Genomic DNA, 23,507 nt, shown 5'->3' on the forward strand with positions numbered 1-23,507 from the left:
CCGTGACCCGTGCGGTGCGGTGCGCCGCTGGGCCTAGTTGCCGGTGAGGCCGCGCACGGTGCTGTAGATGTCGAGCACCGCCAGGCACAGCGGCACCAGGGACAGCAGGACCAGGCCGTCGAAGATGTCGAAGATCCGGCCCCAGAAGGGGGTGACGCCCTTCTTCGGGACGATCAGGCCGACGCCGACAAGAACGGCGGCGCCCACCGCGATGCTGCTGGAGAACCAGACGGTGCGGACGTTCAGCGGGCCGGAGTCCTGGAAGCGCTGCAGGGTGACGAAGATGTCGACCGGCGGGTGCAGCGCGATGCCCAGGACGAGCAGCACGATGGTGAGGATGCCCGCGATGGTCAGGCAGGCGACCTGCGCGGTGTAGTCGAAGAGCCGGGCGCGCAGCATGATCGTGATGCCGGCGGCGAGCGCCAGCACCTGGGCCCAGACGTTGTCGGAGAAGCCGAGGACGACACCGGCGGAGCCGACGACCAGGGCGGCGCAGCCGGCGACCAGGCCGAGCAGCAGTTCGTGGCCGCGCTTGGCCTGGTTGCCGATCTTGACGAAGTCGACGGACTCGGTCTCGCCGCCGTTGTCGAGGGCGCCCTTGGCGATCTGGTCGGGCGACTGGTAGCCGATGGGCAGCCGGGCGAAGCGGGCGGAGAGGCCGGGCAGCCAGGCGACCATCGCGATGGAGACGACGGCGGTGACCGCGCCGACCTCGCTCGGGGAGGCGTCGGTGAGGATCGCGGCGAAGACCGCGAGGGTGCCGATCGCGGACAGGAAGGCGGCGGCCACGAAGGGCGCGTCACCGCGCGGCAGCAGGACCACCAGGAGCACCGAGGCGATCAGTACGGTCACGCAGCCGACGAGCAGCTGGAGCCGGCCGGGGCCGGAGCCCTGGTCGACGGGGAAGATGCCGGAGCCGGCGATCAGCAGGTGCGGCAGCGCCGCGAGGCCCAGCGCGATGGAGGAGCCGTGGTCGTCGTAGACCCGGGCGCGGACGCCGGCCAGGGCGACCAGGACGACGCCGACGACACCGGCGATGATGCCGGGGAGCCGGTGCATGTCGCGGTCGAGCGGGTTCGAGAACCACAGCGCGAACGCCATCATGACGAGCAGCAGCACGCCGGCGGTGAGGCCGACGAGGTGCATCAGGTCGTCGCTCCAGCGACTGCGGTTGCGCTTGACGGCGGACGCGACCGCGTCCGAGACGTCGTCGAAGACCGGCAGCGGCAGCGACTCGGCGAACGGCTTGAGGAGCAGCAGGTCGCCGTCGAGGATCTGCTGCTGGGCCAACGACTGCCCGGCGTCAAGTACCGTGCCGTCGCGGCGTACGAGGTGGTATCCGGTCGGGGCGCCCTCGGCCTGGGACTGCCCGGAGAGCCGCAGGATCTCCGGATAAATATCGACGAGTGCCACGTCCTCCGGCAGTGCCACGTCGATCCGTGCGTCCGGCGCGGCGACTGTGACCCGGCAGAAGCCGGTGCCAGTGCTCGTGCTCACCTGGCGGTTCCCCCTATCCGTTGGGCGTTTTGTCGCGTCACGCGCCCTATATATAAAGCCGTCTCTACGGCGTTGTGGCGCGCTCGCGGTGCGTCAGCGTACCGTCCGATCGGGGTACTGCCCCACCCACCCCTTGGCTTGACGTTTAACAGTAGGATCAACGCCTGCGTCGGGCCAAGGACTTGGCTCGGGGGACCGTCGAACCAACGGGGGCGGTCCGAGACTGCGAGATGCATGAAGGACTGATGCCTCGGTGAGCGTTGTCATCGTCAAGCGCCCGCCACGCGCGCTGCCACATGAAGTCCCCTCGGAGGAGGTGGTACTTGAGGCGCCTCCGGAGCTGCCCCGCGAGGGCGAGCCGGAAAACCTGTTCATGACGTTCATGCCCATGATGGGCATGGCGTCGTCGGCGGGCTTCCTCTTCATGGGGAACCAGCCGTTCATGAAGATCATGGGCGGCTTCATGGTGGCTTCCACCCTGGCGATGGCGATCATGCAGATCGTCAAGGCCCGCCAGGGGCCTTCCGGGCAGATGGTCCAGGAGCGCCAGGACTACCTCAAGTACCTGGCGCAGAAGCGGAAAGAGGTGCGGCGCACCGCGCGCCGGCAGCGGGACGCCCAGCTGTTCACCCACCCCGACCCCAGTCAGCTGTGGTCGATAGTCGCCGAGGGCAAGCGGGTGTGGGAACGCCGGGCCACCGACCCGGACTTCGGCCAGGTGCGCCTGGGGCTCGGACCCCAGCAGCTGTCCACTCCCCTGCGGGCTCCGGAGACCGCTCCGGTCGACGAGCTGGAGCCGCTCACCGCGCACGCGATGAAGGAGTTCCTCGACAAGCACGGCCACCTGGACGACCTCCCGCTGGCGGTGTCGCTGCGCGCGTTCTACCACCTGACGGTCTCCGGTGACCCGGACACCGTCTACGGCGCCTCGCGCGCCATCATCGCCCAGCTGTGCACCCTGCACTCGCCCGAGGACCTGGTGGTGGCGGTCGTCGCCGCGCCGGGTGCGCAGGCCGAGTGGGAGTGGATGAAGTGGCTGCCGCAGGTCCAGGACACGACCACGGACGGCGCGGGCACCCGGCGGCTGGTCGTCGGCGACCTCGGTGAGGTCGAGGAGCTGCTGGCCGAGGACCTCGACGGCCGCGGGCGGTTCAACCCGCAGGGCCAGCCGGTGACCGACACCCCGCACGTGGTCGTCGTGCTGGACGGCGGCGACGTGCCGATGGACTCGGTGATCGCCGGGGCCGAGGGCCTCCAGGGCGTCACCATCCTGGAGGTCGTGCCGGGCGACCTGGACGAGATCCGCGGCGGTCTGGCCGTACAGGTCTGGCCGGGCAAGCTGGTTCTGGAGTCCGCGAGCGGCGCGGTCTACCACGGCGTCTGCGACACCCTGTCGATCCCCGAGGCGGAGGCGCTGGCCCGCCAGCTGGCCCCGCTGCGGGCCGGTGCGGGCTCCGACGGCGAGGATCCGCTGCTGTCCTCCATGGACTTCACCGACCTGCTCAACATCGGCGACGCCGGCTCCCTGGACGTGTCGCGCACCTGGCGGCCCCGGACGCTCTCCGAGCGGCTGCGCGTCCCGCTCGGTGTCGACCGCGACGGCCAGCCGGTCATGCTGGACATCAAGGAAGCCTCGCAGCAGGGCATGGGCCCGCACGGCCTGTGTGTCGGTGCGACCGGTTCCGGTAAGTCCGAGGTGCTGCGCACCCTGGTGCTCGCGCTCGCGGTGACGCACTCCTCGGAGACGCTGAACTTCATCCTCGCGGACTTCAAGGGTGGCGCCACCTTCACCGGTATGTCCGAGATGCCGCACGTCGCGGCCGTCATCACCAACCTCGGTGAGGACGTCACCCTGATCGACCGCATGCGCGACTCGATCACCGGTGAACTCCAGCGCCGTCAGGAGCTGCTGCGCTCGGCGGGCAACTACGCCAACATCACCGACTACGAGAAGGCGCGTGCCGCGGGTGCCCCGCTGGACCCGCTGCCGTCGCTGGTGATGATCATCGACGAGTTCTCCGAACTCCTCGCCGCCAAGCCCGACTTCATCGAGATGTTCATCCAGATCGGCCGTATCGGCCGGTCGATGGGTGTGCACATGCTGCTCGCCTCGCAGCGTCTGGAAGAGGGCAAGCTGCGCGGTCTGGACACCTTCCTGTCCTACCGCCTGGGTCTGCGCACCTTCTCCGCGGCCGAGTCGCGGACCGCGATCGGTGTCCCGGACGCCTACCACCTGCCGAACGTCCCGGGTTCCGGCATCCTGAAGTACGACACCGAGACGATGGTCCAGTTCAAGGCCGCCTACGTCTCCGGTACGTACCGCGGTCCGGGCGGCGGCGGTCGCGGTGGCGGCGGCGGCCGGTCGATGCGGATGCCGGTGCCGTTCACGGCCGCCCCGGTCATCGAGCAGATCATCGAGGAGCCGGTCGTCGTCGAGGCGGCCGAGCCCGAGATCGACGACGCGCTCGCCGACACCGTGCTGGACGTCATGGTCCAGCGGATGCAGGGCCAGGGCCCGCCGGCGCACCAGGTGTGGCTGCCGCCGCTGGAGGAGGCCCCGACGGTCAACCAGCTGCTCCCGGCGCTCACGGTCACCCCCGAGCGGGGTGTGCACGCGGCGGAGTACACCGCGCTGGGCAAGCTCGTGGTGCCGGTCGCGCTGGTGGACAAGCCGTTCGAGCAGCGGCGTGACGTGATGTACCTGGACTTCTCCGCCGGTGCCGGTCACGGCCTGGTCGTGGGTGGTCCGCAGTCCGGCAAGTCCACGCTGATCCGGGCCGCCATCACGTCGTTCGCGCTCACCCACACCCCGGCCGAAGTGCAGTTCTACTGCCTCGACTTCGGCGGCGGCGGCATGCTGTCGCTGGAGGGCCTGCCGCACGTCGGCGGGGTCGCCTCGCGTCTGGACGCCGAGAAGGTCCGGCGTACGGTCTCCGAGGTCGTCGGCATCCTCAACGAGCGCGAGGAGTTCTTCCGCGCCAACAACATCGACTCGATCGCGACCTACCGCCAGCGGCGGGCCGCGGGCGCCTTCCCCGACCAGAAGTGGGGCGACGTCTTCCTGATCATCGATGGCTGGTCGACGTTCAAGACCGACTACGAGCAGATGGACCCGGTGATCCTGGACATCGCCGGCCGGGGTCTCGGTTTCGGCATCCACCTGATCATCGCCGGCTCCCGCTACACCGAGGTGCGGCCCGCCCTGCGCGACCAGCTCCTCAACCGCGTGGAGCTGCGCCTGGGCGACCCGATGGAGTCGGAGTTCGACCGCAAGCGCGCGGAGAACGTCCCAATGGGCAAGCCGGGCCGCGGTCTGTCCCCGGAGAAGCTCGACTTCCTCGCGGCGCTGCCGCGCCTGGACGGAATGAGCGACCCGGAGACCCTCAGCGACGGCGTCGCCAACCTGGTGCAGACGGTCAGCGAGCACTGGCAGGGCGAGCCCGCCCCCGCGGTGCGGATGCTGCCGACCATGCTCCACGTCAACGAGCTGCCCAAGGGCAGCGACTACCCGGACCACGGCATCGCGATCGGCGTCGACGAGACCACGCTGTCCCCGGCGTTCATCGACTTCGAGACCGACCCGCTGCTGGTCATCTACGGCGAGAGCGAGTCGGGCAAGTCGTCGCTGCTGCGTCTGATCACCAAGCAGCTCGCCGAGCGGTATGCGCAGGACAAGGCGCTCATGGTGGTCTCCGACTACCGCCGCGCCCTGCTGGGCGAGGTCCCCGAGAGCCATGTGTACAAGTACTGCGCCGCGGGGCCGCAGCTCCAGGAGGTCATCAGCGGTCTGGCGGGTTCGCTGGGCCGACGGATGCCGGGTCCGGACGTCACGCCGGAGCAGCTGCGCAACCGCAGCTGGTACGACCTGCCGGACGCGTTCGTGATCGTGGACGACTACGACCTGGTGGCGACCAGCACCGGCAACCCGCTGCAACCGCTGCTGGAGTACCTGCCGTTCGCCCGTGACCTGGGTCTGCGCCTGATCATCGCGCGCAGCTCCTCGGGTGCCGGTCGGTCCTCGTTCGAGCCCGTGATGCAGCGCACCAAGGAGCTCGGCGCCCAGGGCCTGATCCTGTCCGCCGACCCGGCCGAGGGTCCGCTGATGGGCAACGTCAAGGGCCAGCAGATGACGCCGGGCCGGGCCACGTTCATCACGCGCAAGCGTGGTGCGCAGCTGGTCCAGACGGGCTTCCTCCCGTACAGCGGCCAGTAGCCGGCGGCACGCGAAACGGCGGTGGGGCGTCCCTCTTCGGAGGGGCGCCCCACCGCCGTTCGTGGTGCGGGAGGTGCGGTCGGGTCAGCCGAAGGCGCCGTGCGGGTTGCCGTCCGGCTTCTCCGCGGCCTTCTTCTCCGCCTCCGCCCTGGCCTTCTCCCTGGCCTCCTGCTCGGCCGCCGCGCGCTGCGCCGCGGCCGGGTCGGTCCGTACGCCCTTGGCGAGGCCCTCGCCGCCGCGGGTGGCGGCCTCGCCGTCCTTGGCCGGCCCGAACGGGTCGGGGCCGTGCGCGGCGGTGGAGGTCTCCCACTGGTGCGTGACGACCGGACCGTGGCTCTGTCCGCCGCCGCCTCCCTTGCCGCGCTTGCCGAAGGCACCGCCGAGGGAGTTGGCGAGCTGGCCCAGTGCCATGAAGCCGTACGTCATCTGCGGCCCGCCCTGGGCGCCACCCTGGGAGCCGTTCTGCGAGCCGTTCTGCGAGCCGGAGTTGTCCACCGGCGGTGCGTCGTGGTCCGTGCCGCTGTTGTCGTTGTGGTGCGCGGTGGCCGCGCTGTCCAGGTCGGCCGCGGCCAGCTCGAACGCCGGCAGTGCGTCGTCGACTCCGCGCTTGAGGCGGTGCCACTCCGCGGCGAACGCCTCACCCGCCGGGCCGTGCCAGTCGGCCGCGGCGGCGGTGCCGACATGCCCGTCGAGGTCGCGGACGAGTCCGTCGAGGTGCTTGCCCATCTCCCGCCAGCCGGCCGCCGCCTCGTGCAGCGCCTCGGGGTTGCGCCGTGGCTCGGTCACTTGTTGAGGCTCCGCATCATCTCGACCAGCTCGTCCTCGGCCGCCTGCGTGTTCGCGGCGGTCTCCTTGATGCTCCCGCCGACCTCGGCGAGCCGCTCATGGAGCTGGACGAGGGCGCGCTCGGCCTCCTCGAACAGCTCCAGGTGCGGCCGGGCCGCCTCCTCGCTGCCGAAGCCGTCACGCAGCGCACCGGCGTCCGCGCGCCGTCTGAACGCGCCCAGCTGCCGGCTCAGTTCTTCCGCCTGTATCTCGAAGGACGTACCGAGTTTGTGCAGCGTCTCGGTACTGAGCCGGACCTCGTCGGACATCATTTCTCCCCGAATTGAATGACAGCGACCTGCTGAACATCGCCACAGGTCTAGCACATACGCAATAGGCCCGACGCCCGCTGCGGAAGGGCCGGTGTACGAAGCAGGGAAGGGGATACGGAGCAATATGCGGCAATACCGACAACCCCGTCTTGACGACCCGTTCACACCCGTTATTAGACTCTGACGCCAGCGCAGCACTCGCGGTTGCCGTTCCACCACGTACCCAGGGGGCAGACATGAGCAATGAGCGGCAGATCGAGGACGCGGACCTGATGGACGTCGCCCATGACCAGGAGCAGGCGCAGCGTCTGCGGAAGGCGCTGAAGGTCCTCGCGGAGAACCCCAACGTGGGCGGCAAGATCCAGGAGATGGCCAAGGAGGTGCTCTCCGGCCGGATCAGCATGAAGGACGCCATCGAGACGCCCAGTTACATGGGCGCGCTGGGCGACCGCATGAACCAGATCCGGCGGGCGGCGGAGGACCAGACGCAGGCCGAGCGCGAGGAGTCCCGCGCGAAGTTCGCCGAGTGGCAGCAGAAGCAGGAAGAGGAGGAGGACCGCGAGCGCGCCGAGCGCGACGCGCCGAGCCTCAACATCGTGACCGGCCCGCGCCGCGGCAGCCGTCGCGGACACAGCTGAACCGCACGGAATTCCGGCCGCCGGTCCGGCGGCCGGAATTGCCGAATTATCGGGCACTTATCGGGCACACAGCCGCACCAGTAGATAATTCCGTGCTTTTCCGGCACCGCCCGCCCCACACATTTCCAGGAACAGCCACCCCGGGGCCGTGCCGTACCACCCGGCTCGGAACATAGGATCTAGCCGGTACACGCACGGATCCACGAGGTGGAGGGCGGGATTGATGGGGGACGAGGGCGTCATGAGCGCCTCAGCCGACGCGGCCGACGCGGGACGACCAGCCGGCGCGGCACAAGCACTCGGCCCGGCGGAAGCGACCGGCCCGGGGGCACAGTACGCGCCGCATCCGTACCTCGGCGGACGCACCGCCGCGCTCCGCGCGCTCGCGGCGTGGCGCATGCGCTGGCCCGGCGCACCGCGCGTCGTCGTGGTCACCGGCAGCCCCGGGAGCGGGCGTTCGCGCCTGGTAGCCGGTTTCCTGATGCTGTGCGACCCCGAGTACCGCAAGCGGCTCCCGCTGGACAACCTGGACCCGGCGACGGTCCCGCCGGACCTTCCGGCGCCCGCGGTCCCGGACCCTAGGGGCCGTACGTCCGCGCAGGTGCTGTGGCTGCTCGCCGACCACCTCGGGCTGGCGGCGACCCGCACCGAGGACATCTTCACCGAACTCGCCGCTCGTGAAGAGCCGGTGACCGTAGTGGTGCCGGATGTGGATCTGGCCGGTCCGGTACGTCCCGCGAACGAGCCGGCGCGACTGATACGCGACGTCCTCACGCCGCTCGCCGCGACCCCGACGGTCCGGCTGCTCGCCGACGTCCCCCGCGAACTCGCCGCCGAGCTGGCCGCCGCGGCGCCCGGCGGCCAGGTGCAGGTCATCGACCTCGACGAGCCCGAGTGGGCCGACCCCGAGGGCCTGGTACTGCACGCCGAGACCGCGCTCACCCCGGAGGCCGGGGCCCCCGACCTGCCGTACACCACCGACCCGGACGCCCGCCGGGCGCTCGCCGAGGCGCTGGCCCGGCGCGCGGGCGGCAGCCGGCTGACCGTCCACCTGGCCGTCCGCTCGCTGTTCGCCCTGCCCGCGCCCGACGACGTCGACCCGACAGACGCCTCGCAACTCCCCGCCACCGTCGGCGAGGTGCTGGACCTGCACGCCCGCCGCCTCGGCGCCGAACCGCTGACGCTGCGGCAGATGCTGGCCCCACTGGCGTTCGCCGAGGGCGACGGGCTGCCGGTCGAGCTGTGGCGCCCGCTGGCCAGCGCCGTCGCGGGGCACGACATGGGCCCGGCCCTCGCCGAGGGGATGCTGCTCGCGGCGCCGTTCATCGAACCGGTGGAGCAGGCGGAACCGGCGGACACCGACGGAGCGGCCGGGGATGGCTCGGGGAACGGCTCCGGCGGCCGTACGCTGCTGCGGCTGGTGCACCCCGTTCTCGCCGCGGAGGTCCGGTCCGGCCTCGCGGACGCGCGCGACGCCCAGACCAGGATCGCCATGGCGCTGCTGCAGGCGGTACCGCAGCAGAACTGGTCGCTGGCCGATCCGTACGTCCGCGACTACCTCGCGGCGCACACCCTCGACGCCGGGCTGCTGCCCCAACTCCTCACCGATCCGGGCCTGTTCGCCCACGCCGACCCGGTCGCGCTGCGCGCCGCCGTCGAGGCGGTACCGCCCGACCAGCTGGGCGCCCCGGCCCACACGTATCTGCGCACCGCTCCGCTGCTCACCCGCTCCGGGGCCCCGGCCGAGATGCGGGCGGCGCTGCTGGAGACCGCGTTCGTCGAGGACGGCCTCCAGCCGTACGCGGACGCGCTGCACGGCCTCGGCTTCAACCTGCCGTGGCGCACGCTGTGGAGCCTGCCGCTGGCGGGGGTGGTCTCGGTGGCGCCCGCCTTCCTCCAGCCGCAGGTCGGGGGAGAAGGAGGCAAGGGAGGTGGCGAGGCCGCCGGCGGCTCCCGTCCCGTCGCCGCCCTGGTGGTCCCTGCCGGGACCCCCGGCGCCCGCCCGCTGCCCGACTCGGACACCGCCCTCCTCCTCCACGACCTCCTCCGCCCGGGGCACCTCGATGCCGACGCCGCGCAGATGCGGCGCCCCTCGGAGGACGAACAGACGGCGTCCCCCTACGGATTGAGCCGCGGCGCCGACTACCTGCGCGTCTGGGCCCGGGAGAGCGGCGAGGTGGTGACCGCGCTGCTCTCCGACACCCCGTTCCGCGACGCCGACCTCTCGCCGGAGGGCGTCCTGCTCGTCGCCACCGAACGCGGCGTGACGGCCCGTCAGATCACCGCACCGGCCCCGGCCCCGGTTCCGGAGCTCGCCCCGGAGCGGCGGCAGGCCCCCCTCCCGGCACCCTCCCCGGAGGCCGGCCCCGGGGCCGTGCCCACCCTCCCCGCCCAGGCCACCGGCACCGCCCCCGCCGCCGACGCCGCTTCCCAGGACCGCCCCCAGGGCGTCGAAGGAGACCACTCGTGAACACCCAGGCCCAGGCGGCCGCCCCCGCGGGCGAGCCGCCGGTCACCGGCCCCGGCAACACCGCCGTGGCGACCTACCGCGACCCGTCCACCGGCCAGGACACCAGCCTCGCCCGCGTCTCGGCGCCCGGCCTGCCGCCCGCCGAGTACCAACTCCTCACGGAACTCCAGCGGTTGGGCGTCAACGGCGCCGACGTCCGCGCGGTGCACACCGACCTGCAGCCGGCGCTGCTCCCCGGCGGCTATACGGGCGACTTCGTCCTGCGGGCCTTCCCCAACGCCGCCTTCTCCTGCACCGCCGGCTACGGCATGCGCCGCGAGGAGCGCGCCGAGGGCATCGCCGCGCTGCTCCAGCACGTCGCGGCGATGTACCAGATGGCCGGCAAGCAGCCGCCGCCGCAGCCGCACCAGGTGGCCGTACCGCAGTCCGTCGCGCCCGCGCCGCCGATGAGCGCGGAGGAGCTGGGCGGCCAACTCGCCGAGGTCTTCGGCCCGGAGGGCGTGCTGCGCGCGGACCCGGACGCCCTCGCCGGCACCGCGCTGCCCGACGACGCCAAGGCGACCCTGGCATCGGCCGGCCTGCCCCTCCAGGTCCCGTACTTCTTCACCGCCGACCAGCCCGGAAACCCGCCGGCCGGCGGCCTGTTCACGGATGTCGCCGGCCACCTCCGGGCGATCGGCACCGACGCCCCGCCGCAGGTCCTGGACATCCTCGCCGGCTACGTCCGCATCGGCAGCGACGGCCTGTACGCCATCGCCGTGCAGTGCACCGCCCCCGAGGACGACCCGAGCCAGCAGGGCACCGTCTGGGCCGTCCAGCCGTCCTCCGGCGGCGCCCGCTTCGTCAACCGCTCCGCCGCGGCCTACGCGCGCTCCCTCGCCCTTCTGGCCGCCACCAGGCGGCAGATGCGGGGCATGGACCCGTACGCTGCGGGCGCCGCCGTCGCGGCCTTCCAGGAGCAGCTGACGGCGATCGACGCCTGGGCACTGGACGACACCGGCAACTGGTGGTCCCTGATCGTCGAGCAGATGTGGCACGGGTTGTTCTGACATCTGACAGGGGGTGGTCCGCTGTGGTCGTGTCTCCCACGCGCCGCTACCAGGTGTCGACGGCGTCGAACGTTTCGATGTAGGCGCGGACTTCGTCGAGGGTCAGCCAGCACTCCCACATCGTGCGCGTGGCGCCGTCGCCCCAGGGATTGCCGAGGCAGACCCGGCCGCCGGCCACGTCCACGTCCTTGATGAAGTAGGCGTGGCTGGCCGCCAGCCGTCCGCCTGCCAGCATCTCGCGGTCGTTCCCGTTGCCCTGGGTGCCGGCCGTGACGGCTTGGCCGCGAGACCGCCGGTCGGCGACCTCGTGGCAGAGCCAGGGCGAGTTGTAGTCGAGCGGCTGCGTCTCCCGGCCAGTGAGGAGGCGGAGCCCGTCCTTCTCCTGGCCGCCGTGGGCGATCTGGCAGTAGTGGCCCCGGAGTTTCGCGACGGCCTTCTCGTAGTAGCCGGGCCAGGTCTCGGCGTAGCGGGCGTCGTCCGAGTGCCCAGCGGCGCCCCACAACCTGCCGTGGCCGTAAGGCAGGTCAGGCACCACCGTGATGTCGACCGGCCGCCCCTCGTCGTAGAGCGTGCAGGTGACCGTGCCGTTGGCTTCGAGTCGGAGATGGCGGGGGGCGTGCTGGGGATTGGCCTGGATGACCGCCTGCATGCTGGTGAGCAGCCAGCAGGTGCCGAACCGGCCCTGTTCCATGTCCTGCCAGGACATCGCCTCCGTCGAGCCGGAGACCCGCTGCCAGTTCTGGGTGAAGTAGGCGCCGTCGACCTGCGCGAACGGCCCCTCGGGCAGCACCCAGCCGTGGTCCCCGCAGCTGCACTCGGCGTCGTAGTCGGGCTGGCTGCACACCATCCAGGTGCCGACCAGCATCGCCCCGTACGGGCTCACCGTGCGCAGTAGCCAGCCGAACAGCTCGGCCTGCCGGCGCCAGTCATAGGCGGGTTCGCCGTGTTCGTCCTCGACGTGAGTGAGGGCGTCCCAGCGCTCCAGACCCTGCTGCCCCCATCGGCGGACCACCATGTCCAGCTCGGTCGGTGGCAGCGGGACCAGGGTGTTGGCCACCTGGTCCAGCAGCGACCGCGCGCCGTAGCGGGTCTTGTCGGCGAACAGCAGGTTCCACGCCTGCTGCCCGACGGCCTCGGCCCGCTGCGGGTCCGGCGGCGGGCCGGGTGGCTGCCAGGGAAGTTCGACCAGCGGGTGGCCATCCTTGACGTAGTGCAGGCGGCTCAGTCCGATGTTGTCGTTGACGCCGCGCACCAGGTCGACCGTATCGAGCAGCACCTCACCGCCCGGGACGAAGTCCGCCGCAAAGCCGGCCACTTGGCGCCAGTTGTTGCGGCCGTATCCCACCGGTCCTCCCCGTACAGCTGCGTCAACCACTCATGAAAGGCAGCTCGCACAGTGCGTGTGGTCGGCCTCGCACCCTGGTGCCTTGTCTTGACGGGTCGTTGGTGCGACGTGAGGCTCACGTTCGCCCATGAAGGGTACCTGACATGGGAACTCCAGGTTTCGGGTCGAGCCCGAAGGAATCGGAAGTTATGCGTCAACGGTCCGCGATCAGGCGGACCAGCTCGGGACGATCCAGTCCGCGGTAGCCGGCATCACCAACAGTCCGGCCAACTCTCCGCTGCGCGGACCGTTTTGAGATCCGTGAGGGGCGGGGCGAAGGCCGACGGCATTCGGCATTCGGCATTCGGCATTCGGTCGGAATTGCTTGGGGCGAAGGCCGGTTTTCGATCGCCGGCGGGGAGAAGTGTGTCCCTGGTCGGTCGGGGTCACGTAGGACAATCCGCTGTCAGGGCAGCCCTGTTCGTACATCCCGAGTTGTCGCGGTGCCGGCGTATCGGCTTGGATCGCCCCCTGTGAGTACCTTTCAGTCGCCACCGCCCCCTAGCCAGCCCGGCCCCGGCTTCGGTCCCGCACAGCCGTACTACGGCCCTCCGCAGGGCGTACCGCCTCAGCCTTATCCGTCGCAGTCCCCAGTGCCGCCTTACGGGGCGCCGCAACCCCTGCAGCCACAGATGGGCACGCCGCAGGGTCCGCCCCCGCAGGCGCTCGCGGTCCCCGGCATGCGCCTGCTCGCCCGCCTCATTGACTACCTGATCACCGGCGTGCTGATCGCGGGCGTCTGGGTGCCGACGAATATCTGGATGTACAGCACGTTCAAGCCCGGAGACAGCCGCGGGGCGCCCGTGGCTCTTGGTCTCATCGCCTGGGTGCTGCTCGTCATCCTCTTCTTCGAACCGCTGACGATGGCGATGGGCGGCACCCTCGGCAAAGCCATCTGCGGTCTGCGCGTCGTCCACGTCGAAACCGGTAACAAGCTCGGCTTCGGTCACGCCCTGGGGCGCTGGCTGGCCTATCTGGGCATCGGCATGGTGCCGGTCCTGGGCCTCATCAGCGTGTTGTCGTGCATCTGGAACGAGCCGTTCCGGCAGTGCATGCACGACAGGGCCGCCAACACCGCGGTCGTCAAACGCCGCTGGCAGTGACACACCGGCCCTGGCACGGCCGTTGACGACGCCGAGGAGAGCAGAGCAGGCAGGGCCCTGCTGACGGCCGCGGCCGGGCAAGGCGGCCTTGGGGTTCCCTACGCAGACCTCGCCCCCTGTTTCCCAGTTGGCACGGCGCCCAGCTTCCAGGAAGCTGATCAAGGCCGAACTCGGCGGCCGGATCGGTGCCCAGTGGAACGAGCACACCGAATCCCGCACTGCAGCAGGCAGGCACAGAGCCGCGACGAGACACCGTCTTCCGCGTGTTTTGACATGACAAGATCAGACGGTTGCTCTTTCGCGAGGAGACATGAGAGTGAGTTACCACCAGCCACCGCCACCGTCCGGTTACCCAGCCCCCGGTGGCCCGCCACCCGGCGTCTCGCAGCCGCCGGCCGGGCACCCTGGAACGCATCCTGCGTGGGGCGCTGCACCGCCACCACCGCCCGGCAGCGGACCGGGCGGTCCACCCGGCTGGGGCAGCCCGCCGGGCGCCCCGCCCCCGCAGCGGAAGAGCAAGGGCCCGCTGATCGCCGTCCTCTCCATAGCGATCGTGCTCGTGCTCGCCCTCGGGGTCGGTGGCTTCGTGTGGTACCAGAAGAGCCACGAAGACCACGAGATGGTGCCGTACACCGTCTCGCTTCCGCAGAAGATCCTCGACGGCACCTACTACAAGAAAGGGGACAACAACACGATCTGCTCCGACTGTCTGATGTCTACGGAACAGATCAAGCAGCTGGGTATCAACAAGGGGTTCCCTTGGTCTTCCCAATATGCACAAAACCCGGCGGATTCACCGAATGGCGACTCCAAGCATGGACCGACGATCAATGTGACCGCCATCCAGGGCCAGGTCACCCAACCGACGACCGCGGTCGACGCGGCCCTGGCGCGCATGCAAAAGGACGAGGACAAGAAGGCGAAGACACTCGGAGTCACGATCAAAGGCCTCGAACCGCCCAAGGTGGCGGCGTACAAAGGTGACACGTTCGACGGAACGGTCATGAAGTGCGAGTCGTTCATGTTGCAACCGAAGGTCGGCCTCGACAACAACGTGACGGTGACCCGCTGCGTGTGGGGCGACACCAGCGCTCTGGGGATCGTGCAGCAGCAGGGGGTGGGGGTCGATTCCGGCGTGATGGGCACGAATGATCTGTCCCACGCCGCGCAAAAGATCCGGAACGAAGTGCGGCAGCCGCACCCGCGCAACGCATGAGACATACGCGGTGGTCTCTGCCCGGCAGGGACCACCGCGCGCGGGGTGCAAGGGCGTTGCTGAACGGCGCCAACAAACGGCCGCAGCCCTCCGCGTCGGGATGGCGTCCCGACCCAGGTGATCGCCGTCTGACACACTTATCGGCCGTCGCCATGAACCGCACCTCGCCAGGAACCATGAGACGGCCGCCTGGGTACGCGAGGGTGAGACCTTCGCTGAACAAAGCAAGCCGAAGCAGGGGAGCATCCCGAATGCCCGAGATAAAGTTCTGCTTTTCGCAGGACGAGTCCGCACAGCAATTCATGGCACTGCCAGGCTGTGCGGCATGGGGAGCTCTTCAACCGGGAATGGGGAGGTTTGCGGCCGAGTCACCAATGGCCCGAGTTCACCGCCGCAGCGGAAGCGACGACCCCGAGCCGGCCTTCGCCCTCACGGCGACGACGGAACCCGCCCACACCCTGTGCGCCGTCGCTCCCCAAGCCGATGCCGGTCCTTCCCAGATCGTGTACGCGGTGCATGACGGATCCGGCCGCTTCATCGGCCGGATCACCCATGGGCGTTCCCCACTGGGATTTCGCCAGGCATGGCGCATAGAGGACGCGGACAAGCAGCGCAGCGCGGTCGCCTATAGGGGGAACATCCGCGGCTGGATCGCATACTGGGTGGGCTCGCCGTTCTGGGCCATATTGGCGCTGGTCTTCCTCCTCAACGGCGACCTGCATCCGAGCGGTTCACTGTGGAGCAAACCCCACCGCGCCCGCTGGCGCATGCGGACCGGCGACGGGCCGAAGAAGGTGGCCCTCGACTTCCACGGCCGATACCGCGCGGATACCGGAGTGCTGGATGTGAACCTCATCTATGCGCAGGCTGTGCTGTACGGCGAGTAGACCCGAGGGCACCGGTACCCATGACCCCAGCATTCCCCTGCAAACGTCATGGACCCCTACGCGGCAGGCGCCGCCGTCGCGGCCTTCCAGGAGCAACTCACGGCGATTCGATGCCTGGACACTGGACGACGACGGCAACTGGCGGTCCTTGATCGTCGAGCAGATGTGGCACGGGGTGATCTGAGGTGCCGGCCTCGCCGAGGGCACGGTATCCGGCTTGCGGTCGTGCCCTCAGCGCACCACTGCCCCTCAGGGCAGCAACAGCCAGTCCGCGGCGATCGCTGCCACCAGCCCTAGGCCCAGCAGCCAACTGCCCAGCCGGGTACGCCCGTTCCGTGCCAGTTCGATGACGACCCCACAGAGCACGAGCGCGGCTCCGTACACCCCGACGACCAGCACGGACGTACGGGACGCCAGCCGCACCACGAGCAGCACCGCCATCAGGCCCATCGTCACCGAGGCCAGCACGACCCGCACCCGCCGGGCCTGCCGAGGCGTCAGCCCGCCTCGGATCCCGCTCCCGCCCTCGGCGTCGGAGTCGGAGTCGGAGTCGGGAAGGGGCTGATCAGACTGATCGTTGTCCTGGTCGTTGTCGGCTGCGTCCATGAGCGGAAATGCTACGGGACGGCTCACAGGCTGGTCCGACAACCCCAGACGGGCCAATTCCGCGCAATTTCGGCGGTGTTGCCCCCATCTCCACAAACGGTGGCGGCACCGTCCGCTCGCCTTGACGACCACGTCAAGGGCACGGTCACGGTCACAGCCGGCGTCGAGGACGCCTTCGGCTGAGCCCAGGTTCCCCAATGCCGCTGCGTTCCGACCATCCCGGCCGGTCCCGCGGCAGCCCTGCCGCATCTCCCCACGGGGCGCGGCAAGCCGCACCGGGCGGTTGCCGGGGAAGACCGTCCTGGCGATCTGAGGACGGTCCGCCCGCACTACCGAGAGGGCCGTTGCATGCTTGAGCCCCGTCGACTTGTCCCCTCAGCCGAAAACGCCGACGCGGATCAGTACCGCGGCGACCGGCCGGAGGCGCCGCCTCCGCGCGGTTCCTCGTCCGGGTCGTACTCCCGGACGGTTTGGCGCTGCTGCGGCGACATCGTCCGCCACTGCTCCCTGAGGGGGGCCAGCCCCTCGCTCAGCGCGCGGTGGCCCGCAGAGTCGTCCAGGACGTCCTTGAGCTGGACCCGGCCGCTGAGCATCTTCTTCGCCAACTCCCGGAGCGCTTCCGGAGCGTTGGGGTTGTCACGCACCGCACGCAGGGTCTTGGTGCGGTGTTCGTTCTGCTCCTCGGTGAGGTCCTTCTCCTCGATGGGATAGTCGCGGTCGCCGAGAGCATCGGTGTTGGAGTTGCTGTTGCGCATCGTGGGGCTCCTGTCAGCCGAAGGTGGAACGGGCCCGGTCGCTCTCGGCCTGACCGGAGGCGGTGGTGGGGGCCGCGGGCGGGGTCGGACGGGAAGGCGTCGGGCGGTCGTGGCTCGTCGAGCCTCCAGACGTCGAATGGTGGCTGCCCGAGCCCGAGTGTGAGCTGCCCGAGTGCGATTCCCCCGACTCCCCTTCCCCGTCCTCCTTCTTCTCCTTCGTGCCGGTTTCGTAGACGGTCTTGGCCCCGCCGATTTGCTCGAGTCCCCCGTCCCAAATCTGGCGAGCGCCGCCGGAGACATCACCTTCCGCGATTTTGCCGACGCCCTCGGCCTGGTGGTACATGCCCATCGCGACCTTGCCGGCGCCGTCGGCCTTGAAGCCGTACTCGCCCTTGTCGTCCTTCGTAATGGTGCCCGCGATCGGCTTCAGCGCCGGGTTGACCGCCGCCACTCCCATGTCGGTCCAGTTGACGCCATCCTGCTTGCCTTGGTAGATGGCCTTGCCCTGATTGAAGGCTTCCTTACCGACCGACTTCGCCGTTTCCTTGCCGATCTTGACGAGGATTTCCTTGACGGAGAGGACTTCCCGCCTCGCCAGTGACTCGGTGACCTTCGCGGTGATCTTCTCCGCGGCCTCCGTCAGAGCCCGCTTGACGAGCGCCCGGATCATCACGACGCGGCCGGCCAGGGCCGCCTCGGAGGCGCCGAGGGTGACCGGAGCCGACGCCTGCGCGATGGCGAATTCGATGGCCAGATCGATGAGTTGGGCGATGACGTAGATCTTCAGCGCCACCACGATGATCGCGCACACGTCAAGCAGGGCCGCCAGGATCTCGGCTGCGCCGGCCAGCGCTTCGAGGTAGCCGAACTCGATGAGTCCGTCCTTGGTGAACTTGTCCCAAGCCTTGCCGAAGCCGTCGATCGCGTCACCGGAGTTGGAGCCGCGTACCGTGCCAACCGCGGAGTTCCCCTGGCTCATGGCCTGCTGGCAGTCTTGCGCGAAGGAGCGCCATGCCTCCGCCGCCTGCATCATCTTGTCTTCGTCGAGATTGGGCCACTCGAAACCCAGCAGGTCGAGGACCCAGTCGACCTCGCTCGGCAGCATGATGGACACGTTGTACTCCCCCTGGAAACACAGGCATTGATGGGTGGCTGGAGCCAGCCGAAACGATACGGATAGGCTGGAACTGGGCCTAGATCTTGCCCTGACCCTCCGGCGCGATCTTGGAGAGGACAGAGACCTGTTCCAGCTCGGCCGCCTCGTAATCCTTGGCGATCGTGTTGAGCTTGGTGCCGAGCTCGCCGAGCGCGTCCTCAAGGTGGGGCAGCGCAAACATGATCACCTTGCTCACCGGCTTGTACGCCTTGAGGAGCTGGTCGACGATTTTCGCGGAATCATCCCCCCAGCCCTCTTCGCACTCCGTGACCTTGCTCTTGAACTTTTCGGCCGCGCTACCGAAATTGTGCGAGATGTCCGAGAAGTTCTTACCCTGCGTCTTGAGTACATTCGGGTCGATCTGGTACCCGGAACCTGCCACGGAGTGCCCCCTGTTGTGCTTGCTTCACGTCACGTAGGTTGCCGATAAGCCTACCGGAGTGCGTAGTTGGCGTCCGTATCGGGGAAACGGAATGCGGATCGTTCCCAAAGACGGAACCGGGCGGCGCATGGCTTTCATACCGGTGCGTGCACCATGACTATGACTGACCTGGGTACCGCATTCCGGTCCAAGCCCTCCCTAAGAGACGCACCGACTGACGCCCGGGCCGGCACCGTGGAAGGATCCATACCCATGTCAGGCCAAGACTTCCCACCGCAGCAGCCGTACCCGCAGTACAACCAACAGCCACCGCAGCAGCCGTACCCGCAATACAACCAACAGCCACCGCAGCCGTATCAACAGCAGCCGTATCAGCAGGCTCCACCGCCGAACGGACAGTACGGGTACCAGTCGACGTCTCAGCAGCCGCCCGCCCAGTATCAGTACCAGCCGACCCCACCCCAGGCACCGGCCCCAAGCCTCCCCGCAGCCGTCAGCGAAGCCCGCCGCTTCCTGACGAGCGTGATCGACGGCTTGTTGTCCGCGGCCGTCGGCTACCTCGGTTTCGTCGTAGCCCACAACCCTCGCCAGGGCGTAATCACCGGGCTCGGCGCAGCCTTCGGCTTCGCCTTCATCAACCACGTCCTCCTGACCCGCGTCTCCGGCGCGAGCCTCGGCAAGTTCATCACCCAGACCCGCGTGATCCTTTCAAGCGATGGCGGGCGCCCCCGCCTGCCTCGACTGTTCCGCCGCTGGCTGGCCGGATATCTCTTCGTGGTGATCGCGTACATAGCGGACTGGTTCCGCAAGATCAACATCGGCCACAAGGATCCGTATTGGTGGCCGGATCTGCCCAAGGACTTCTGCGGCATCCGCCTGGTGCGCTCCGACGACTCATAGGCGGCGAACTGAGGCAGGCGAGGTCGTGGCCCCTCCCCGGCGGACCGGCCACCGACCTCCACCTGAGCGCGGAGGGGGAAGTACCGCCCGCCGTCGCCGGCCATCACGCCGGGACGGCGGGCGGCCTGCACCCGCGCACCGCCCAAAGACCTCTATCGGTCACGCCCCGGACCACCTCACCGGTAAATGCCCGGCCGAAGCGCAGAAACACGCCGGCAAGCACACCGGCAACGCCGCCGGTGACCACCAGGACGCCACGGACGCGGCATCAAGGGCAAGGCCGGGAAAACGGTCCAGGGCAGCATCGAGGACGTTTTCGCCCTGAGTCGGGGATACGGTCGCTCAACGGTTGCCCCTCAGTCGCCCGTCGGCGTACGCGTCGCCACGACGTACTCCGCCCACACGGTCTTCCCTGGGCCACCCGGCCGCGGCACAACACCCCATCCCGCCGCGAGGCGCGCGACGATCAGCAGCCCGCGACCGTTCTCCGCGAGCGCGCCGGCGCCCCCGTCGGCCCCCGCCCCGGCTTCACCGCCCAACGTGGCCATGGACAGTCGCTCGCTCCGCGTATCGGACACCTCTACACGGAAGCGGAGGGCGCCGGTTCCGTCCGCCCCCGCGGAAACCGTCAGGCGTAGCGCGAAATCCCGCCCGGGGACATGGCCGTGGCGCACGGCGTTGGCGGCGAGTTCGCCGGCGATGGCGGTGACGGACTCGTTGATCTCGCCGTCGTAGGCATACCCCCACTCGTCGAGCCGGTGCGACGTCAGACGGCGGGCCAGCCGGGCACCGCGCGGTGTGGAGGTGTAACGCATCGCGAACTCGCCGATTCCGGCAGGGGTTTCGCCGATTCCGGAAAACGCCCCGGAAGAGCGGACTGTGCTGTTCATGGACCCCACGCTCGCGTCACAGACGTAACTTTGACCAGGAGTGATGCGCTGACCACGGTGCGTTGTACGTCCGAGGGTGGCGCGGGTACGCAGCGGGTGGTGGCACGACCCCGGAAGGCGGCGAAGGGTGGCGGACCAGGCCCTCACCCCCAGGGAGTCACTGGCCTACGCCGAAAGGCGTTGGGAGAGGCATGAACGTCGAGACGACCACGCAGGATCTGTACCAGCCGACATGGATGAAGAGCAGTTACAGCGGCGAAGAAGGCGGTGAATGCGTCGAGGTCGCAACTGGCTCCGCCGCCAACCACGTTCGCGACTCGAAAGACATCACACGGTCCGCGCTGACAGCTTCCTCCGCCGCGTGGGCCGCATTCGTCGGCTTCGCCATAGCTCACGCATCCTGACGGGCGCGGCGGTGCTCTGCTCCTCAGATACGCGAGGCGCAGAGCACCGCCCGCCCTGCGGTTGCCGGCCGCCTGGTGGGGCGCCAGGCGGAACGGAGGACGGTAGTGGGGACCCAGGTAACGGGGCCATACCTTGCCCCGGGGGCGGGCTCCCCGACTGGGGTCGGTACCCGTAGGGCCCGCCACCGCCAGGGCCACCTGGCGGCGTTTGGCGCGTCATAGCTCCCCTTCCAGATCTCGGCATCCAGCGCACGAGCACAGTGCGACGGGCGCAGTGCGACGGGCGCAGAACAACGGGGAAATGACACATCCACAGCACACGCCCCCCGAACGCGCAAAGGAACCCTATTGAGCGGCTATCGGAACGAGCGAAGGGTCGCCCCCATCAGTGATGGCGCAACGCATCGCGAACTATCCGATTTCGGCGTGAGTTTCGCTGATTCGGGAAAATGTCCTGGAAGGTCAGACTGCGCTGCTCATGGACCCAACCCTCCCGCCGCAGACACACGTTCTGCGAGGAGTAATGCGCTGACCACGATGCGTCGAGCTTGCGGGGGCGTCGTAAGTTCGCGCTGGCGAGGCTGTAGCCTGAGGCGGCTCAACGCTCGTAACCATCAAGGGGTAAAGCCGTGGGGGAACCTGGCTTTCGAATGCATCCCGACGCATTCGATACGTACAAGAACGTGTTGGAGAGCCAACGCGAAGAGCTCACACAGATCCAGTCAAAACTGTCGTCGGTGACGCTGTCGTCCGATGCTTTCGGTCACCTGCCAGATGCGCAGAACCTCTTTACCGCCTACGAGGAACACGCCACCGCCGAACGGCAGAACCTCCCCGACCTGATGGCGATACTCCAGCACGCGGCCGAGGGACTGCACGCGACATCGGAGAGCTATCAGGCGCAGGACAGTGAGACGGCAGCCGGTTTCGGCGGTGGCCACTGATGTCGGCAGGCAGCGGACAGCAGGTCGCCGACAACTACGAATGGGCCAAGCACTGGCTCGAAGAGCCACTCATTCCTCTGCCGGAGATCCACAATCCTGTGTCGGAAGGGCTCGACGCGGGGCTGGACGACATCGTCAAGAGCGCGCTGGACGCCACCGGGCTGATGGACTGCCTGGAACAGGTGACAGGCAAGCTGGATGAGCTCACGGCAGCAGCCAAGGAGTGGCAGGCTCAGTCCAAGGCGCTCAAGAACGTGGCGAAGGAGCTGCGCAGCGGCGCGGCCACGCTTTCTCAGGAGTGGACGGGCCAGGCTTCCAACGCCTTCGGGGCGCATATGGGACGCACGGTCGCGGCGATTGACGCCACCGCGGCCGACATGGAGCAGACCGCGCAGCTGATCAGTCAGGCCGCGGCGGAATGCAAAGTCGCGGAGGAGATGGTCATTGAGATCATCCGCGAAGCGATCGAGGCTCTGATCCTCTCCCTTGCAGCCATGGTGATCGTCGACATCGCCACGCTCGGCCTGGCTACCATCGCTGACGCCTTGGTCGCCGACGCCGAGATCACCGTCTTCATCGCGCGTGTGGCGCGGGTCTCCGAGCAACTGGCCACCAAACTTGAGGAGTTGGTGAAGGCCGTCAGGGAGATCAAGTCTGCCGGCAAGTCCTTCAAAAACATCAAGGACGGGCTCAAGGCCGCCAACGACGTCCGCAAGGTGGGCGGCATCATGAACAAGGGGAAGTCGCTCGGCAACCTGGTCAGGTCGCCTTCGATGGCCAACCTCGGGGAGTTCGGGGCCTCCCAGGGTGTCGCAGCCTACAACGGCATCTTCAAGAGCGGTGCGGCGCTGATTCTCGGCGACGGTGATCCGGTGAAAGCCGCCAAAAAGGGCGTGGGCAGCGACACGAACGCCAATGCCATGGCGGAAGAGGCGGACGGCAGGCCCCCCGAGCACCCGTACCACGTTCCCAAATCCACGGTGCAGGAGACGTTCGGATGAGCCACGGGACCTATGGACCGCCATTCGGGGCCCCGCTGCCCCCGGGGACAGCGGAAGTCTTCACTTCGCAACGCCTGGCCGGCCAGCAGCCGTACGAGACGGTCGTCGCGCCATGGCTCCAGCCGCACGAGAGGCTGCACGCGGTGGTGGCGGTGAAATTGTGTGGTGCCATCGTCAAACGTGTCCCCCGCAGGCACCGTCCCGCGAAGCCGAACCAGGAAGGGCTCGGAGGGCGGACGCTCGCGGCGCTCATGCTGCCGCTGACAGCGGTCTTCACCATCGCTCAAACCGCGGCGGAAGCCCTGGCGACAGCCCTCTCGGCCGCCCCCCGCGGCCTGGTGGCCCTCTTGCGCGGGAGCCCGTTCAAGGGCGGTTGGCACAGCCAAGCAGGTCAGGTGGTAGTCACCGTGCGCACGGGGCCTGCGCGTTTGACGACATATGACAACGACAGTGCCCTGCTCACGTTCACCGACCGTCGCATTCTCCTGGTTCATTCTGGGGTGCGCGGCGCCGAATTGCTCGGTGAGCTCGCTCGCGAGTGGCTGTGCCACGCCGAGATCCGCCACTGGACCTTTTCCCACCGTGTGGACCTGACGTTCTCCGACGGTTCGCTTATCGCGGTAGAGGCCCGTAAACCAGAGGCGGAGGCACTGCGACACGTGACTGGCGGGCAACTCCGCAACGGCGCGTGACAGAGGTCATCACAGACGGATCCCGGTGCCGCTCCCTTACGGACAGGCGGGGCGGCCGGCGTGACTCGCCACGTCGGGCGGGATGTTCGTTGGCGGGGAAGGCGAACCGTCAGGGCAACCCGACACCACCGCACCACCCACCGCACGCGGCCTCCGCATGAAGCTCATGCCATTACCCCTCCCGCACAGAGTCGGGGGGGGGGGGGAAAAAAAAAAAAAAAAA

Annotated in this window: 21 protein-coding genes; 12 read left to right on the forward strand and 9 right to left on the reverse strand. The window is 69.0% G+C overall.

Translation table 11 applies throughout. The features are described from left to right. Positions 1-33: 33 nt before the first annotated feature. A complete protein-coding gene (eccD, locus tag ACO1BR_RS16855; RefSeq protein ID WP_426795879.1) occupies positions 34-1,497 on the reverse strand; it encodes a type VII secretion integral membrane protein EccD in 1,464 nt (487 codons plus the stop codon). 253 nt (positions 1,498-1,750) lie between these two features. Here eccD and eccCa point away from each other — a divergent pair, with 253 nt between their 5' ends. Continuing rightward, positions 1,751-5,710, forward strand: coding sequence for a type VII secretion protein EccCa (eccCa, locus tag ACO1BR_RS16860; RefSeq protein ID WP_426795880.1), 3,960 nt, complete (start codon positions 1,751-1,753; stop codon positions 5,708-5,710). A gap of 84 nt (positions 5,711-5,794) precedes the next feature. Here eccCa and ACO1BR_RS16865 read toward each other — a convergent pair whose 3' ends face one another. Both ACO1BR_RS16865 and ACO1BR_RS16870 read right to left on the reverse strand, forming a co-directional pair. Continuing rightward, entirely contained in the window at positions 5,795-6,496 is a 702-nt protein-coding gene (locus ACO1BR_RS16865; protein ID WP_426795881.1) for a WXG100 family type VII secretion target, read from the reverse strand. Continuing rightward, positions 6,493-6,804, reverse strand: coding sequence for a hypothetical protein (locus ACO1BR_RS16870; protein WP_426795882.1), 312 nt, complete (start codon positions 6,802-6,804; stop codon positions 6,493-6,495). Before ACO1BR_RS16870 ends, ACO1BR_RS16865 begins: the two co-directional genes overlap by 4 nt. A gap of 239 nt (positions 6,805-7,043) precedes the next feature. Here ACO1BR_RS16870 and ACO1BR_RS16875 point away from each other — a divergent pair, with 239 nt between their 5' ends. The 3 genes from ACO1BR_RS16875 to ACO1BR_RS16885 all read left to right on the forward strand — a co-directional run bounded on the left by ACO1BR_RS16875 (position 7,044) and on the right by ACO1BR_RS16885 (position 10,964). Continuing rightward, positions 7,044-7,445: a hypothetical protein gene (locus ACO1BR_RS16875; RefSeq protein WP_159507778.1), complete on the forward strand. Its 402-nt coding sequence runs from the start codon at positions 7,044-7,046 to the stop codon at positions 7,443-7,445. A 241-nt stretch (positions 7,446-7,686) separates the two neighbouring features. After that, positions 7,687-9,915 carry an ATP-binding protein gene (locus ACO1BR_RS16880; RefSeq protein ID WP_426795883.1) on the forward strand — a complete coding sequence of 743 codons (2,229 nt, stop codon included), beginning with the start codon at positions 7,687-7,689 and terminating at the stop codon, positions 9,913-9,915. Then, on the forward strand, positions 9,912-10,964 hold the full coding sequence (locus tag ACO1BR_RS16885; RefSeq protein WP_426795884.1) for an SUKH-4 family immunity protein: 1,053 nt from the start codon (positions 9,912-9,914) through the stop codon (positions 10,962-10,964). Before ACO1BR_RS16880 ends, ACO1BR_RS16885 begins: the two co-directional genes overlap by 4 nt. Before the next feature lie 46 nt (positions 10,965-11,010). On the opposite strand, the gene ACO1BR_RS16890 is transcribed toward ACO1BR_RS16885, so the two are convergent. Then, on the reverse strand, positions 11,011-12,309 hold the full coding sequence (locus ACO1BR_RS16890) for a C2 family cysteine protease (protein ID WP_426795885.1): 1,299 nt from the start codon (positions 12,307-12,309) through the stop codon (positions 11,011-11,013). 671 nt (positions 12,310-12,980) lie between these two features. Here ACO1BR_RS16890 and ACO1BR_RS16895 point away from each other — a divergent pair. The 3 genes from ACO1BR_RS16895 to ACO1BR_RS16905 all read left to right on the forward strand — a co-directional run bounded on the left by ACO1BR_RS16895 (position 12,981) and on the right by ACO1BR_RS16905 (position 15,554). Beyond that, a complete protein-coding gene (locus ACO1BR_RS16895; protein WP_426795886.1) occupies positions 12,981-13,451 on the forward strand; it encodes an RDD family protein in 471 nt (156 codons plus the stop codon). Positions 13,452-14,004: 553 nt separating this feature from the next. Beyond that, positions 14,005-14,667, forward strand: coding sequence for a hypothetical protein (locus ACO1BR_RS16900; RefSeq protein ID WP_426795887.1), 663 nt, complete (start codon positions 14,005-14,007; stop codon positions 14,665-14,667). 251 nt (positions 14,668-14,918) lie between these two features. Further along, a complete protein-coding gene (locus ACO1BR_RS16905; protein ID WP_426795888.1) occupies positions 14,919-15,554 on the forward strand; it encodes a hypothetical protein in 636 nt (211 codons plus the stop codon). Positions 15,555-15,803: 249 nt separating this feature from the next. On the opposite strand, the gene ACO1BR_RS16910 is transcribed toward ACO1BR_RS16905, so the two are convergent. From ACO1BR_RS16910 to ACO1BR_RS16925, 4 genes are all read right to left on the reverse strand, one after another. Next, positions 15,804-16,160, reverse strand: a complete 357-nt coding sequence (locus tag ACO1BR_RS16910) for a hypothetical protein (RefSeq protein WP_426795889.1) — start codon at positions 16,158-16,160, stop codon at positions 15,804-15,806. A gap of 398 nt (positions 16,161-16,558) precedes the next feature. Further along, complete coding sequence (locus ACO1BR_RS16915; protein WP_426795890.1) at positions 16,559-16,915, reverse strand: hypothetical protein; 357 nt, start codon at positions 16,913-16,915, stop codon at positions 16,559-16,561. 13 nt (positions 16,916-16,928) lie between these two features. Then, the gene (locus ACO1BR_RS16920) at positions 16,929-18,029 is read right to left on the reverse strand and encodes a hypothetical protein (RefSeq protein WP_426795891.1); all 1,101 of its coding nucleotides are present in this window, start codon (positions 18,027-18,029) and stop codon (positions 16,929-16,931) included. Between the two features lie 79 nt (positions 18,030-18,108). Next, positions 18,109-18,453 (reverse strand): hypothetical protein, encoded by a 345-nt coding sequence (locus ACO1BR_RS16925; protein WP_426795892.1) that lies wholly within the window; start codon positions 18,451-18,453, stop codon positions 18,109-18,111. 252 nt (positions 18,454-18,705) lie between these two features. Between ACO1BR_RS16925 and ACO1BR_RS16930 the strand changes: the two genes are divergently transcribed. Then, a complete protein-coding gene (locus ACO1BR_RS16930) occupies positions 18,706-19,353 on the forward strand; it encodes an RDD family protein (RefSeq protein ID WP_426795893.1) in 648 nt (215 codons plus the stop codon). Positions 19,354-19,709: 356 nt separating this feature from the next. On the opposite strand, the gene ACO1BR_RS16935 is transcribed toward ACO1BR_RS16930, so the two are convergent. Further along, a complete protein-coding gene (locus ACO1BR_RS16935) occupies positions 19,710-20,243 on the reverse strand; it encodes an ATP-binding protein (RefSeq protein ID WP_426795894.1) in 534 nt (177 codons plus the stop codon). Positions 20,244-20,434: 191 nt separating this feature from the next. Here ACO1BR_RS16935 and ACO1BR_RS16940 point away from each other — a divergent pair, with 191 nt between their 5' ends. The 4 genes from ACO1BR_RS16940 (at position 20,435) to ACO1BR_RS16955 (ending at position 23,284) form a co-directional block, all read left to right on the forward strand. Then, positions 20,435-20,647 (forward strand): DUF397 domain-containing protein, encoded by a 213-nt coding sequence (locus ACO1BR_RS16940; RefSeq protein WP_426795895.1) that lies wholly within the window; start codon positions 20,435-20,437, stop codon positions 20,645-20,647. A 650-nt stretch (positions 20,648-21,297) separates the two neighbouring features. Beyond that, positions 21,298-21,591: a hypothetical protein gene (locus tag ACO1BR_RS16945; RefSeq protein WP_426795896.1), complete on the forward strand. Its 294-nt coding sequence runs from the start codon at positions 21,298-21,300 to the stop codon at positions 21,589-21,591. Beyond that, complete coding sequence (locus ACO1BR_RS16950; protein ID WP_426795897.1) at positions 21,591-22,592, forward strand: WXG100 family type VII secretion target; 1,002 nt, start codon at positions 21,591-21,593, stop codon at positions 22,590-22,592. The genes ACO1BR_RS16945 and ACO1BR_RS16950 overlap by 1 nt, the downstream gene beginning before the upstream one ends. Further along, on the forward strand, positions 22,589-23,284 hold the full coding sequence (locus ACO1BR_RS16955; protein WP_426795898.1) for a hypothetical protein: 696 nt from the start codon (positions 22,589-22,591) through the stop codon (positions 23,282-23,284). Before ACO1BR_RS16950 ends, ACO1BR_RS16955 begins: the two co-directional genes overlap by 4 nt. Positions 23,285-23,507: the final 223 nt, after the last annotated feature.

Origin of the sequence: Streptomyces sp. YGL11-2, from assembly GCF_050054615.1 — a bacterium.
Taxonomy (GTDB): domain Bacteria; phylum Actinomycetota; class Actinomycetes; order Streptomycetales; family Streptomycetaceae; genus Streptomyces.